Consider the following 14,447-nt stretch of genomic DNA (forward strand, 5'->3'; position numbering starts at 1 on the left):
GTACGCTCGTCCGGAGGGCGGGGCGGTGTCAACGGGTTGATTTCGCCCGATCGATCCGCTATTCACTCGCACCCTTTTCGAGAGAGCACATGCGCGAGAACATCCACCCTGCCTACCCGACCGCCAAGGTGCACTGCGCGTGCGGCGCGACCTGGGAGACGCGGTCGACGCACGGCGACCTGCACCTCGACATCTGCAGCAATTGCCACCCGTTCTTCACCGGGAAGCAGAAGCTGATCGACACGCAGGGGCGCATCGACCGCTTCAAGAAGAAGTACGCCAACGCTCCGGCCACGCCTCCGAAGAAGAAGGCCGCGGCAAAGAAGGAAGCCGCCGCCGCGAAGAAGGAAGCCGCCGCCAAGCCCAAGAAGGCCAAGAAGGAAGCCGCCAAGGCTTAGAGCGCATCTCATAACCCCTCCCTTCGCCGCGGACGCGTTTGCATCCGCAACGCTCAGCCGATCCGCGGCGCCGGGCTGCGTCGTTCCTCCTAGGCGTGGTCGTCCACGCCGTCGTCGTCTCTCCTTGCGCGGCTTGCGTCTCGGCTGCCTGGCTCGGTCCGGGGTAATGAGATGTGCTCTTAGTCGCCTCGAAAAAACGAAGGGCCGCTGGGCGGGGAACCCTGCGGCCCTTCTCCTTTCACGGGGCCCGAGGGGGGAGTTCGGGAACCCCGGAGAGAAAACGGCGGCGGCGGTCGGCGCGGGCGAGGGGGGGAATCTCGACCGACGGCGGCCGCCACCGCCCGCCCGATCACTTCTCGCGGGCAGCTACACGATTCAAGCCCTCCTCGTCGCGGAGCACCAGGAGCCGACCCTGGTTCGCGAGCAGGCCGTCCCGCTTCATCTTGTTGATCAGCGTCGAGACGAAGGAACGCGACGCGCCCACCAGGTCCGCCAGGTCCTGCTGCGTGATCCCATGCAGGCAAAGCTCGTTTCCGGGAGCGATGCGCTCGCCGTGCGCCTGCGCCAGCGCGATCAGCATCTCGGCGAGGCGGGCGGGTACGTCCTTACGCGTCAGGCCGAGCACGCGCTGGCGGAGCTGACGGACGCGCTCGTTGAGCGCGCGGATGACGTCGACCGCGAGCGCCGGACGCGCCTCGAGCAGCGCGCGGAAGTCGCGGCCCTCGATGCTCCAGACCTCGCACTTGCCGGAGGAGACGGCCAGCTCCTCCATCAACGAGCCCTCCGGGCGAAGCACTTCGCCGAAGAGATCTCCCGGTTTCAGGATGGAGAGGACGGAGCGGCTCTTTCCCTTGCCCTGCCGCAACAGGCGGACCCGTCCGGAGCGCAACAGGTAGACCTTGTCGGCAGGCAACCCCGGTCGATAGATCACCGCCCCGTGCCCGAACGTCTCCACCTTGAAGTACCCGCGAAAGTCGACCACGTCGGCCGGCGGCAGGCTGGGGGAGGCGAGAGGCTGGAACTGCGGTTGATAGCGGGGATCCGTCGTGAGGGGGCGCATGCTGTGGCTCCGGGCGAGAGGGGTGTCGCCTGGCTGTCGGAGCACCAGCCATGCCAACCGGTGTACAGTGTCGAAAATGACGTGAAATCAATCTAGTGAACGCTAGTTCACACTCCGATCGAGGGGGCGCTTGAACGGATCGTTCACGCCGGAACGTAGAATTGACTGAACGTTTCGTTCAATCGACGCCGCCCGCGATCGCGTACTTCTTGAGCTTTCGTTCCAACGTCGGCCGGGAGATGCCCAGCATCTGACACGTCTTCCCCTTGTGACCCTTCGTCAGCGCCCAGACGCGCACGATGTGGTCGCGTTCCACCTCGTCGAGCGTTGCGATCCGGTCGTTGACCGCGGGCGGAAGCACGGGACCGTCCTGCCGCGCCGTGATCCCGGGATCGACCAGGTGCTCCTCGAGCAGCATGTCGCCTTGGGAGAGGACGGCGGCGCGGGTGAGCACGTTCTCCAGCTCCCGCACGTTCCCGGGCCAGGGGCGCCGCTGCAGCTTCTCGATCACTTCCCTCGGCACCCGCCGCAGGTTCTTGTGCAGCCGCTGGTTGATCTTGACCAACAGGTGCTCGACCAGCAGAGGAACGTCCTCCAACCGCTCGCGGAGCGACGGCAGCCGGAGCGTGACCACTTTCAGCCGCTGATAGAGGTCCTCGCGGAACCGCCCCGCGCGCACTTCGCCGCCAAGGTCGCGATTCGTGGCGGCGAGGATGCGGGCTCGGATCGCGATGCGCCGCACGCCGCCCACCCTCTCCACCTCGCGCTCCTGCAGGACGCGAAGCAGCTTGGCCTGCAGGTTCTGCGAAAGCTCTCCGATCTCGTCGAGGAAGATGCTGCCGTCCTCTGCCAGCTCGAACTTGCCCGGCTTGGCCTGTACCGCTCCGGTGAACGCGCCCTTCTCGTGGCCGAACAGCTCGGACTCGAGCAGCGTGTCGACGATGGCGGAGCAGTTGATCCCGATGAACGGCTTCTGCGGCGCGGAGTAGCTATGGATGACGCGGGCGATCAGCTCCTTGCCGGTGCCGCTCTCTCCCTGGATCAGCACGGTCGCGCGGGAGTTCGCCACCCGGCCCACGTCCTTGAAGAGCTGCTGCATCGGCGGAGAGGTCCCGACGATGTCGTCCATGTCGAACGACCGGCCACCTTCGACCGAGAGATAGTCGGTGCCCCTCGACAGGCGACGGACCTCCAGGGCCCGGTCGAGAGCGACGTCGAAGGCCTGGATGTCGATGGGTTTGTGGATGTAGTCGAAGGCCCCGGCCTTCATGGCGAGGATGGTCGTCGCCATGTCGTGATGGGCGGTGATCATCAACACCGGCGCTTCGGCGGCGCGCTTCTTCAGCTCAGGGATGAGATCGATGCCGGACGCATCCGGCAAGCGCATGTCGAGCACGATGGCCGACGGCGTCGATTCCGACGCCAGGCGGAAGCCCTCGGCGCCGGTGGAGGCCGACATCACGCCGAACCCGCGCTCCTCGAGGTGCATGGAGAGGAGCTCCCGGATCGACCGGTCGTCGTCGACGATCAGGATGCGGTCCATTGGGCGGTCAGGCGGAGAAAGTCACAGAAATAACATTTCCGCCGCCAGGGCGCTCATCGATGCGGACGTCGCCGCGGTGCTCGCGGGCGATTCGCGCCACCACGGCGAGCCCAAGTCCGCTGCCGCGCGCCCGCTGCGGCGTGAACGCCACGAAGGCCTTCTCGCGGACTTCCGGAGAAAGGGTGCGCCCGGGATCGCAGACGGAAAGCTCCCATCCTTCGCCGATTTCCCGCGCAGCGATCTCCACGGCGCCCCCTCCGGTCTCCTCGGTGGCGACGGCCGCCTGGCGGCAGAGGATCTTCACCGCCGTCCGCACGCGGACAGGGTCGAGCGCCTTGGGTCCCATGCGGTCGGGAAGCTTCCGGGAAAACGTCACGCCCCGCGAAGACCACTCCGCTTCGACGCCGGCGACGGCCTCCTCCACCGCGGGGCGCGGATCGGCGGGAACCAGGGACAGCGAGGGCGGCCTCGCGTACTCGAGCACTTCGTTGAGGAGCAGCTCGATGTTCAGCACTTCCCGCAGCGCGATGGACGTCCGGCGCAGATCGTTCTGCGCCAATGTGCCGTGCCGCTCCAGCGTCTGCAGGGCAATTTTCACCGCGCTCAGCGGATTGCGGATCTCGTGCGCGACCAGGGAGGCGAACCGCGCCAGGTCCTCGGCGCGGAGCGCTGCATCCGCCTGCACGTGGCTGGCGGTGAGATCGCGGATCAGCGCCACCGCGCCGCCGTTGACGCCGCGAAGCAGGAGCTGTGCGGCAAAGGGCTGGCCGCCGCGGAGCATCGGCCGCTGCTCCGCCGCCGGAACGTTCGTGCACAGCAAGGCGAGGTCCTTCGCCGCGCGCTCGCCGCCGGAGAACAGCGACCCCGCGGGCTGGCCGACGAGGTCGCCCGCTTTCGCGGACAGGACTTCTTTGGTGTGCCCGGTGGCGAAGACGATGCGAGGCGAAGCGCTCTCATCCCAGGCGACGACGCAGGAGTCCGCCGCAGCCCCGACGGTACGCGTCAGTTCCTCGCAGATCTGTTCGAGCTTCCTCATACGCACGGTCTTGATTATCCGCCCCTGCGCCGCCGCCGCCACTTGTGCGCTCGAGCGTCCGATCTCCGACCGATGTGCCGGGCGACCGTTCGGAAGTACGCTGTCCGACGTTCAAGGGGTCGCCATGCGCCGATTCGTCCGCCGTCTTCTCCGTTCCGAGTCCGGTCAGGGGCTCAGCGAATACCTGATCATCGTCGCCTTGGTCGCCGTCGCCGCCATCGGCGTCGTGACGGTTTTCGGCCGCGACATCCGCGAGCTGTTCAGCGGCACCACCGACAGCCTGGCGGGCAACCAGGCGACGAATACGGCCCGCAAAGCCACCGTGAAGGCGAGCAAAAACCTGAAGACTTTCGGGAAGTACAACGCGTCTTCCGGAGACTAGTCGCGGCCGCCGAAGGCGCCTTAGCGACTGCTTCTGAGGCCTGTACAGTCGAAGGCCGGGACCCCCCTTTCGTGTTATCTGAGGACCATGGCTCGCGACACCAAAGGACAGGACAAGACCGTCCGGTCCGACGAGCACAACTCCCGGGGGATCGAGCTCGCCGACCGGGGGTGGCTGGACGAGGCGATCAAAGAGTTCAAGAAGGCGATCGAGCTCGATCCGGCCTCCGCGCACGCCCACGACAACCTCGCCACGGTCTATTCGGAGAAGAAGCTCTTCGCCCAGGCGCTGGAGGAGTACCTGACGGCGCTGAAGCTGGAGCCGGACAGCGCGACGGCCCACTACAACCTCGCCTGTTTCCTGGCGACCCACGCGCACGACATGGCAATCGAGCAGTACAAGGACGCCATCGAGCTCGACCCGGAATATCCGGACGCGCACCTGAACCTCGGGATGACGTACGCCGATCTGGATCAGCGCGACGAAGCGAAGGCAGAGTTCAAGGCGGCCATCGAGCTGGATCCGCACGATCCTCTCGCCCGCCACGAGCTCGCTGCCATGCTGATGGACGAGGGCGATTATCGGGGCGCCATTGGACTGCTCAACGAGGTGGTGCGCCTGGAGCCGGAGAACTACGAGGGCTGGCTCGATCTGGGCATCTCGTACGCGCAGAAGGGCTTCTACCAGGAAGCGGAGCGGTGCTACGCGAAGGCGCGCGAGCTGAATTCGGAGGACGTCCTTCTGAACTACAACGTCGCGGCGCTGTATTCGCTGTGGGACCGCAGGGCGGACGCGCTTTCCGCTTTGCGCAAGGCGCTCGAGAAGGAGCCGTCGAAGGTCCGGAGCTGGCTCGCGGCGGATCCGATGTTCGACGGGCTCAAGGGCGCACCCGAATTCGAGCAGCTGCTGGCGCTGAACTGAGTACCGTCGCCGAAGGCGCGCCGGACTCAGTTCGGCCGTCTGAACGCATCCCGCACGTTTGCAATGCCCGGATTGCAAATCTGCAATCCGGCGCGAGTGTGCGCGGGTGTAATTCGCACCTGATTTCAACAGAGTCCTCCGTGGCATGGATGCTGCTCTACTCCTGGGGGAAGCGTTCGCCGCCGGGGGAATGGTGTCCCCCGCCACCCCGGCACCGCGCGCTTCAATTTTCGCAGCCCCCGGATATTGGCTCCGGGGGCTTTTTCTTCGCCACGCGCCGCTTGAACTGCATCGTGGCCGGCGATAGACCGCGCCGCATGAAGCTCGCCACCCTGTCGGTGCACGCCGGCGCGCCCGAAGGACCGAACGCGCCGATCACCACCCCCATCGTCCAGTCGACCACCTTCCGGTTCGAGAGCGCCGAGGCGGTGCAACGGTACGCGCGCGGCGAAAGCGGCCTTTACATGTACAGCCGCGACGAGAATCCCACCGTGCGCGCAGCCGAGGCGGCGCTGGCGGCGCTGGAGGGTGCGGACTCCTGTGTGCTGTTCGGCAGCGGCATGGGCGCCATGACCGCCGCCGTGATGGCGCTCGTGTCCGGCGGTGAAGAGGTCGTGGCCGCAACGGCATTGTATGGCGGCACCTACAAGCTCTTGCGCGACGTCCTCAGCCGGTTCGGCGTGAAGACCCGCATGGCCGAGCCGGAAGCTCTGGTGGACGCCTGCGCCCGGGGCGGCGCGAAGCTCTGCCTCTTCGAATCGCCCACCAACCCGACCCTGCGCGTCCTCGACGTCGCTGCGGTGGCGCGCTCGGCGAAGTCGGCGGGAGCCGTTTCCTTGATCGACTCGACGTTCGCGCCGGCCCTGGTGCAGCGCCCCCTCGCCCTCGGCGTGGATCTGGTGATGCATTCGGCCACCAAGTTCCTCAACGGCCACAGCGATCACCTGTGCGGCGTCATCGCCGGGCGGCGCGACCTGGTGGACAAGGTCCGCAGCGTCGCCAGCCGCCTTGGCGCCGCGCTCGATGCGCAGGTCGCATACGATCTGCTCCGCGGGCTGAAGACGTTTGCCGTCCGGATCGAGCGGCAGTGCGCGAGCGCGCTTTCGGTCGCGCGTTGGCTGGAGTCGCAGGGCTCGGTGAAGAGAGTCTGGTACCCGGGACTTCCCAGCCATCCCGATCACGACCTGGCGCGCCGGCAGATGAACGGATTCGGCGGCATGGTGACGTTCTCGGTAGGTCGCGCGTGCCGCCAGCCTCGGCGGTCCGGAGACGCTCACCAGCCTTCCCATCCTCTTCAGCCACACCGGCTACAGCGCGGAGGAGCTGCGCCGCGCCGGCGTCGACGAGGGCATGGTGCGCATGAGCGTGGGCCTCGAGGATCCCGACGATCTGATCGCCGATCTGAGGCAGGCGATGGAGTAACCCGCGTCAGCCGAGGGGGAGGACTCGGGCTTCCTTGCGGGCGTGCGCTACGGCGTCGCGGAGTTGGTCGTACAGCCGCTTCGCCGAGGCGACCGGACCGACCAGCAGCATCGGCTCCAATTGATCGCTCGAGATCACGGTGATGCGCCCCACGCCACGGACCCGCTCGAGCAATGTCTGCTCCAGCGCCACGTCGCGGACGCGCCAGAGATCGATGCTCTCGTAACGCTTGCCGAGGATGCCGCGCTCGATCTCCAGCCGCTGCGGCGTGAGGGTGTACCGCACCGACCGCCGCCCGGCGAACGTCGCGAGCAGATAGAGCGCCCAGAGGAGGAACGCTGCAGCGACCGGGCCGGCGATCACCGGCGGCAGGGAGCGCCGGTACCCGACCGCGGTCATTCCGAGTGCGCCGCAGGCGCAGAGGCCGGCGCCCCACAGACGGAGGCGGGCGTCGGCGCGAACGGAGAAGAGAGGCGGGGGCTCGTCGCCCACCAGGCGAAGCTGCGGGGCCATGGCGCCGAGTCTACCATTGGGGCGTGGAACCGCTCCCGCGCAGCTTCTACGATCGCAACGCGGTGAAGGTGGCGCCGGCGCTGCTCGGGTGCATCCTCGCCCGACGTGTGCGCGGCGCGTACGTCCTCGGGCGCATCGTGGAGACGGAGGCCTACGTCGGCGAGCACGACCTGGCCTGCCACGCCCGCGCGGGCCGCACCGCCCGGACGGAGGTGATGTACGGCGAGCCAGGCCACGCTTACGTGTACCTGATCTACGGAATCCACCAGATGCTGAACTGCGTCTGCGGGCCGGGCAGCGACGCGAATGCAGTCTTGATCCGCTCCGTCGAGCCGGTACCCGATTCGCTGCCCTGGCTCCATTCCACCGCGCGTGGGCCCGGCAACGTCTGCAAGGCGTTCGGAGTGAAGGCGTCGCACAACCGCGCCGACCTGTGCGATCCGCAGGGCGAGCTGATCGTGCTGCCCCGGCGGGGACGCCCGCGGATCGCGCGCGGGCCCCGGGTCGGCGTCGACTACGCCGGGAAATGGGCGGCGGAGCCCCTGCGCTTCTGCGACGCGGACAGCCCCCATGTCTCGAGACCTGCCCAGTCTCAGAAGTAGCCGCAACGCCGCACTTGCGGTGCGGCGGCGGCCATCCCGGTGAGCACATCTGCGGCCCTAGAATCAAGCTTGAGAATCGGCGGGGATCGTGGTGACCTGCGGTCCGATGAAAATCCGCCGTCTGGAGATCTCCGGCTTCAAGTCGTTCGCGGATCGAGTCGTCTTTTCCTTCGATGAGGGCATCACCGGAGTGGTGGGCCCGAACGGGTGCGGCAAGAGCAACGTCGTGGACGCCGTCCGCTGGGCAATGGGCGAGCAGAGCGCGAAGCACCTGCGCGGCCGCGCCATGGAGGACGTGATCTTTTCGGGGTCGGAATCGCGTGCCGCGACGGGCATGGCGGAGGTCTCGCTCACCTTCCAGAACGACGGCCGGCTGGTGCCGCCGCAATATGCGGGCTTCGGCGAGATCACCGTCACGCGCCGGCTCTTCCGCAACGGAGACAGCGAGTACGAGATCAACAAGGCCGCCTGCCGCCTGATGGACATCACCGAGCTGTTCCTCGGCACCGGCGTCGGCACGCGCGCGTACTCGATCATCGAGCAAGGCCGGATCGGCCTGATCGTCAGCGCCAAGCCGGAAGACCGCCGCGCCTTCATCGAGGAAGCGGCGGGCGTCACCAAGTACAAGGCGCGCCGCAAGCAGGCCGAGCGGAAGCTGGAGGCTACCGATCAGAACCTTCTCCGCCTCTCCGACGTGGTCGGCGAAGTCAGCAAGAGGCTGCAGTCCCTGGAGCGGTCGGCAAAGAAGGCTACGAGGTTCCGCGAGCTCCGGGCGGAGCTGCGCGAGCTGGAGCTGCTCGCCTCCTGCCGCCAGTACCTGGCGTTCCGGGACACGGAAAGCGGGCAGGCCCGGGAGCTGAGCGAGGCGGGTGAAGCCGAGAACGTCGCGCTCGCGCATGCCGCGCGCCTCGAGGCGGGCCTCTCCGCGGTCGAGGACGAGAAGAAGGTGCAACAGCTGGCCGATCAGTCCCACGCCATCGACAAGCAGCTCCGCCTCTCCGAGCAGGAGATGGAGTTCGCCAAGCGGGAGCGGGAGACCATCGCTACCCGCCAGGCGCAGCACGAGGAGGAGGTCTCGCTCCTCGGAGTGCGCCTCGAGTTGCTCGGGCGCGAAGAGGAGGGGCTGCGCCTGGAGGGGCAGAAGCTGGCCGATGCCTCCGCCGAGGACGAGACGCGCCAGAAGCAAGCCGAGGAGTCTCTGCAGTCGGCGCTCAAGGAAATCCACGACGCGCAGCACACGGTGGAAGGCGAACGGCACGAGGCGGTGAGCGTCCTCACGCGACTGGCCAATCACCGCACGAATCTCGTCAACCTGGAGAAGCGCCGCACCGAGCTCGGCGGGCGACTGCAGAAGACGTCGGCGGAGAAGGAGCAGCTGGAGGCGCGCGCGCAGGAGCTCGCGCGCCAGCGCGACGAGCTGGCGCAGAAGCTGGCGGAGGCGCAGGCGAAGCGCCGCGAGCTGCACGAGCACAAGGTCGCCACCGAGGCGGATCTCGCCGCTGGACGCGCCGAGCAGCGCGAGAGCGAGACGCAGCTCATCAAGCTCCGCGAGGAGCTGGCCGACCGGCGCAGCCGCCTCACCTCGCTGCTCGAGCTGCAGAAGAACTTCGAGGGATACGGGCGCGGCGTGAAGGCGATCATGCTGCGCGCGGAGGAGGAGCGGCGCCGGGACGGCGTCTACGGGCTCGTCGCCGACGTCCTGCGGGTGGAGCGGCGCTACGAGCGCGCCATCGAGGCGGTGTTGGGAGAGCGGCTGCAGCTCGTGCTGGTCGAGAGCCACGCCGCCGGCCTCAAGGCGGTGGACTATCTGCGCAAGGCCGCACAGGGGCGCGCTTCCTTCGTTCCGCTCACCGAGATGGAGCAGCTCCCGCTGGTTCCGGAGGCCGCCGCGTTGCCGGCGCCGGAAGATACGGTGCGCGCTGTCGACGTGGTGGCCTGCGCCCCGGAGCACGAGCGGGTGCGCAACTACCTGCTCGCGGACGTCTTCCTCTGCGAGACGCTGGCGGCGGCCCTCGCGCTGTGGGCGCGGAACCCGGGTGAGCGGACCTTCGTCTCCACCGACGGCGAGGTGGTCGACAAGGAGGGCGTCGTTTCCGGCGGCGCGCTCGAGGGCGTCGGGGATGGACTGCTGCACAAGCGGCGCGAAGTGCAGGAGCTGGCGGACACGGTGCAAGAGCTCGAGGCGCGGCTGCAACTGGCGACCGAGCGAGTGCAGCAGCTCGGTGCGCGCGTCCAGGCCACCGACACGCAGGTCAAGCGGCTGCTTCACGAGGAGCGCGAAGAGGAACTCTCCCACCTTCGCCTCGAGCGGGACGTCGCGCGGCTGCAGGAGGACCTCGGCCGCATCGCCCAACGCGACCAGGTGCTCCGGCACGAGACCGAGCACCTCGAGTCGGCGATGGGCGAGGTGGCCCGCGAGGAGCAGGCTTCGCGCGAGGCCGTCGCCGCCGGCGAGGGCGAGCAGAGCGAGCGAGAGGCGCGGCTGCGCGCGCTGCAGGCCGATCTGTCCCGGGCGCGGGAGCGCGCGGAGTCCGTCCAGGCCGAGGTGACCAAGGCCAAGGTGAGCAACGCCGCCATCGCGGAGCGGCGCGAAGGCGTGGGCCGGTCGCTGCAGCGTCTCCTCGACTCCCGCTCGGAAGTCGAGTCGCGCCGCGAGAAGCTCCGAACCGAGATCGACCAGGGCAAGGAGCGCGACGCCGCGCTGCAGGCGAAGGGACAGGTCGCGCAAGAGGAGCTGCGCCGCCTTCTCGCCGAGTCGGAGCGCCTCCGCGACGAGCTCGGGCGGGCGCGGGCCCGGTACGAGCAGGCGCAGGAGCGGCTCCGCGGCGGAGACGAGGAGGTGCGCACGGCGCGCGAGGAGGCGCGAGCGGTCGGCGAGCGCCGCGGCAAGTCGGAGCTGGCGCTGCAGGGTACGCGGCTCGAGATCAACCACCTCGAGCAGCAGGTCCGCGAACGGCACCTGATGGAGCTGACCGACGTCGCCGCGGCGAAGAAAGATGCCGCGCTGCAGTTGGACGTGACCGTCGCCGAAGAGCAGATGCACTCGCTGCGCGAGAAGATCGACGCGCTCGGCGAGGTGTCGCTCACCGCCATCGACGAGGCACGGGAAGTCGGCGAGCGCTTCGCCTTCCTCTCCTCCCAGAAGGCGGATCTGGAGGAGGCCATCGCCAAGCTGCGGTCGGCGATCGCGCGGATCGATCGGGCATCGAAGGAGCGCTTCCGCGAGACCTTTCAGCTCGTCAACGACCGCTTCCAGCAGGTGTTCCCCCGCCTCTTCCGCGGCGGCAAGGCGGAGCTGCAGCTCGTCGAGGATCCGGCGAACCCGTCGGCGGAGCCGGGCGTGGAGATCGTGGCGCAACCTCCGGGCAAGAAGCTCGCGTCGGTGAACCTCCTCTCCGGCGGAGAGAAGGCCTTGACCGCGGTCTCGCTCATCTTCGCCATCTTCCTGATCAAACCGACTCCGTTCTGCCTCCTCGACGAAGTGGACGCCCCGCTCGACGAGGCGAACGTCGGCCGGTACAACGAGATGGTCCGCGAGATGAGCCGCAGCTCGCAGTTCATCGTGATCACGCACAACAAGCGCACGATGGAAGTGGCGGACTCGCTCTACGGCGTGACCATGGAGGAGCCGGGCATCTCGAAGATCGTCTCGGTCAAGCTCTCCCCACAAGCCGCTACCGCCGCCGCGTAGCGACTCTCCACGCATTCCTGTATCGATCGATCCGACGCCTGCGCGCCGCCGGCGTCACGCAAGCGAGACATGATCGAGATGCTCCCGAGTGTCACGTGCGGTAATGTCGACACATGCGCATCTCGACAGTCGCGGTAATTGCCACGGTGTTCGTTGCGGTGAGGGCGCGCGCGGATGACACCAAGCCGCCACAGATCTCGGAAGTGCGGGCGAGCCTGAAAGGCGGGCAGGTCCAGATCGAGGCCCGCATCACCGACGAGACCGGCGTGCTCTCCGCCATCTGCCATCACCGCGGCGCCGGAGGCAGGGCCGAGGATTCGCCGATGATGAGGAACGACTACGACGACGTGTTTCGCGCCAGCTTCCCGGGCGGGCTGGACACCGAGTACTGGATCGAAGCCAGCGATCTCCTCGGAAACGGGCCCGCGACCTATGGGTCGTCGGCGAAGGCGTTCGCCGTGGGCTCCGCGGCGCCGGCGGAGAAAACGCCTCGCGCGCAGCCGCCTCCGCGAAAGCAGGCGGAGCCGAGACCGCCGCGCGAACGGGTCACGGCCAAGGCCGCGCCGCCGCCCTCCGTCGAGCACAGCCGACCCGGAACCTCGCCTCCCGAGGGACGCGACTTCCTGGTGCGCACGAAGATCAGGAGCGAATCTCCGGTCGCGCTCGCCGTCCTCCAGGTGCGCCCGCAGGGCAACACCACCTTCACCAACATGCCGCTGACGCGCACCGAGGGCGAGACCTGGGAGGCGCAGATCCCCGCGGCGATGGCGCACGGCAATGTGGAGTACTTCATCACCGCCAGGAACGAGGCCGGGCAGGCGACCCGCCAGGGAGAGGGCGGCTCCCGCGCTCCCTACGTGATCGCATTCAAGAAGGCCGTAGTCACTGCCACGCCGCAGGCCGCCCCGGCGACGACCGCTCCGCCGCAAGCGACGGGCCCCTTCATCTTCACCGACAATCCGCCGGTGCGGATCCCGCCTGGGCGTCCGTTCGTGCTGCGCGCGCAAGTGGTGCCGCCGACGGACAAGGGCGAGATGCCCGACCGGGTCGCCATCCTCTGGCGCGGCAACGACGCGCAGGATCAGCTCACCGACATGGTGCGCGACGAGACCGGCGGGTGGGGCGGGTACAAGGCCGAGTTGCCGCCGCAGGACGAGGGAGCGATCTTCTTCCAGATCGTCGCCTGCGACGCCGCCGCCACCAAGTGCGGCATCGACACCGGCAGCAAGCGCAAGTGGCACGCGACCGCCATCGCCGCACAGGCGGGCGCTTCCAGGCCGCTGCCGCTCGACGCGGTGAGCACCAAGGCTCCTCCCACGCTTCCGGAGTAATCCGGTCCAGGCCTTGCTTTTTGCCCGCGGCTGAGCGATCTGCGCGCTCCCGTGCTGCTCGCGCTCGAAACCACGCAGATCGCCATCGCGGTCGCCCTGCTGATCGCCGCGGCGCTGATCATCGCGCTGCTCGCCCGCGCCTTCGTCTCCCGCAGGGCGCGTCCTCCCGGCGAGCTGCCCGCGGCGCCAGAACGCGAGACCATCGAGCCCGCGAAGGTCTCCATCTCAGAGGCGGCGCCGCCAGCGGAGCGCGTTGCCCGCGAGAAGCGCGCGCGGGAAGAGCTCGCCGAATCGGAGCAGCGGCTCGAGGTGGCGCACGAGGCCGCCCGCCGCGAGCCGCAGTCCTCCGCCGCCCGTGCGGAGGTCGACCGCTACGAACGAGAAGTCGCGGACCTGCGGCGCCGCGCGGACTACGAGCACCGCAAGACCGAGGAGGCGCTGGAAAAGGCACGCCGGCAGGCGGAGGCTGCCGCCCGCGAAGAGTCGGCAGCGCGGGCACGCGCGGAAGAGCAGGCGCGCGTCGAGGCCGAGCGCCGGACGCTGGAAGAAACGCGGCGAAGGCTGGCGCAACAGGAAGCAGGCCGGACTCTCGCCGAGGGCTTGGCGAAGACCCGGAGTGGTTTCATCGCCCGCCTCAATGCGTTCGTCGGCGCCAGCAAGGACCTGGACGACGCCGCGCTCGCGGAGCTGGAGGAGATTCTCTTCTCCGCGGACGTGGGCGTCCACACGGCGACCGCGCTTCTGGAGAGCGTGCGCGAACGGCTCAAACGCCGTGAGCTCTCGGATCTGGCCAGGGTGAAGGCCGCCTTGCGCGAGGAGATCGAACGCATCCTCTCCCAGGCATCCGGCCCTCACGGCGGCCTGCCCGACGCGCCGCCGCCGCAAGTGGTGATGGTCGTCGGCGTGAACGGCACGGGAAAGACGACCACCATCGGCAAGCTCGCGGCAAAGATGAAAGCCGCCGGCAAGTCCGTCATCCTCGGCGCCGGCGATACCTTCCGCGCCGCCGCCGGCGAACAGCTCGACGTGTGGGCCGATCGCGCGCAGGTCCCGATCGTCCGCGGCAAGGACGGCACCGACCCCGGCGCGGTGCTCTTCGACGCGGTGACGCGCGCCCGCGGCGAGAAACTCGACGTGGTGCTCTGCGACACCGCCGGCCGCCTGCACACGAAGCCCAATCTGATGGAAGAGCTGAAGCGGCTGAAGCGGACGCTGTCCAAGGCCCAGGAAGGCGCCCCCCACGAGGTGCTGCTGGTCGTCGACGCCACCACCGGCCAGAACGCCATCCAGCAGGCCCGCCAGTTCCACGACTCGCTGGGCGTGACCGGATTCGTCCTTACCAAGCTCGACGGCACCGCGAAAGGCGGCGTCATCATCGGCATCTGCGACACGCTGAAAATCCCCGTGCGCTACGTCGGCATCGGCGAGAAGGTGAGCGACCTGAAGGAGTTCGACGCCCACGAGTTCGTCGAGGCGCTGTTTGCGGAGTAGGCGCTCCCGCGCCGGAGGCCCGGGTGTGCGCCTATGCTTTGGCCTGTACAGTATGCT

General features: G+C 68.5%; 12 protein-coding genes. 8 read left to right on the plus strand and 4 right to left on the minus strand.

Annotation, left to right across the window (positions count from 1 at the left end):
* The first annotated feature begins 89 nt into the window (after positions 1-89).
* Positions 90-398, plus strand: a complete 309-nt coding sequence (rpmE, locus tag E6J58_13325) for a 50S ribosomal protein L31 (protein ID TMB36697.1) — start codon at positions 90-92, stop codon at positions 396-398.
* Positions 399-747: 349 nt separating this feature from the next.
* On the opposite strand, the gene E6J58_13330 is transcribed toward rpmE, so the two are convergent.
* The 3 genes from E6J58_13330 to E6J58_13340 all read right to left on the minus strand — a co-directional run bounded on the left by E6J58_13330 (position 748) and on the right by E6J58_13340 (position 4,037).
* The gene (locus E6J58_13330; protein ID TMB36698.1) at positions 748-1,458 is read right to left on the minus strand and encodes a Crp/Fnr family transcriptional regulator; all 711 of its coding nucleotides are present in this window, start codon (positions 1,456-1,458) and stop codon (positions 748-750) included.
* Between the two features lie 178 nt (positions 1,459-1,636).
* Positions 1,637-3,001: a sigma-54-dependent Fis family transcriptional regulator gene (locus tag E6J58_13335; GenBank protein TMB36699.1), complete on the minus strand. Its 1,365-nt coding sequence runs from the start codon at positions 2,999-3,001 to the stop codon at positions 1,637-1,639.
* Between the two features lie 7 nt (positions 3,002-3,008).
* Positions 3,009-4,037, minus strand: a complete 1,029-nt coding sequence (locus E6J58_13340) for a HAMP domain-containing histidine kinase (GenBank protein ID TMB36700.1) — start codon at positions 4,035-4,037, stop codon at positions 3,009-3,011.
* A 124-nt stretch (positions 4,038-4,161) separates the two neighbouring features.
* Here E6J58_13340 and E6J58_13345 point away from each other — a divergent pair, with 124 nt between their 5' ends.
* The 3 genes from E6J58_13345 to E6J58_13355 all read left to right on the plus strand — a co-directional run bounded on the left by E6J58_13345 (position 4,162) and on the right by E6J58_13355 (position 6,905).
* A complete protein-coding gene (locus E6J58_13345; GenBank protein TMB36701.1) occupies positions 4,162-4,419 on the plus strand; it encodes a hypothetical protein in 258 nt (85 codons plus the stop codon).
* Positions 4,420-4,506: 87 nt separating this feature from the next.
* Complete coding sequence (locus E6J58_13350; GenBank protein TMB36702.1) at positions 4,507-5,340, plus strand: tetratricopeptide repeat protein; 834 nt, start codon at positions 4,507-4,509, stop codon at positions 5,338-5,340.
* Between the two features lie 140 nt (positions 5,341-5,480).
* Positions 5,481-6,905 (plus strand): hypothetical protein, encoded by a 1,425-nt coding sequence (locus E6J58_13355; protein ID TMB36703.1) that lies wholly within the window; start codon positions 5,481-5,483, stop codon positions 6,903-6,905.
* Here the strand turns inward: E6J58_13355 and E6J58_13360 are convergent.
* Positions 6,769-7,275: a PH domain-containing protein gene (locus tag E6J58_13360; GenBank protein TMB36704.1), complete on the minus strand. Its 507-nt coding sequence runs from the start codon at positions 7,273-7,275 to the stop codon at positions 6,769-6,771. The two genes, E6J58_13355 and E6J58_13360, sit on opposite strands and share 137 nt — an antisense overlap.
* 23 nt (positions 7,276-7,298) lie before the next feature.
* Between E6J58_13360 and E6J58_13365 the strand changes: the two genes are divergently transcribed.
* The 4 genes from E6J58_13365 (at position 7,299) to ftsY (ending at position 14,390) form a co-directional block, all read left to right on the plus strand.
* A complete protein-coding gene (locus E6J58_13365; GenBank protein ID TMB36705.1) occupies positions 7,299-7,877 on the plus strand; it encodes a DNA-3-methyladenine glycosylase in 579 nt (192 codons plus the stop codon).
* A 106-nt stretch (positions 7,878-7,983) separates the two neighbouring features.
* The gene (gene smc, locus E6J58_13370) at positions 7,984-11,568 is read left to right on the plus strand and encodes a chromosome segregation protein SMC (protein TMB36706.1); all 3,585 of its coding nucleotides are present in this window, start codon (positions 7,984-7,986) and stop codon (positions 11,566-11,568) included.
* 113 nt (positions 11,569-11,681) lie between these two features.
* Positions 11,682-12,899, plus strand: coding sequence for a hypothetical protein (locus E6J58_13375; GenBank protein TMB36707.1), 1,218 nt, complete (start codon positions 11,682-11,684; stop codon positions 12,897-12,899).
* 84 nt (positions 12,900-12,983) lie between these two features.
* Positions 12,984-14,390 (plus strand): signal recognition particle-docking protein FtsY, encoded by a 1,407-nt coding sequence (gene ftsY, locus E6J58_13380; GenBank protein TMB36809.1) that lies wholly within the window; start codon positions 12,984-12,986, stop codon positions 14,388-14,390.
* The last annotated feature ends 57 nt before the right edge of the window (positions 14,391-14,447 follow it).

Source organism: Deltaproteobacteria bacterium, assembly GCA_005879535.1.
In the GTDB taxonomy this organism is placed as follows: Bacteria; Myxococcota; Myxococcia; order Myxococcales; family 40CM-4-68-19; genus 40CM-4-68-19.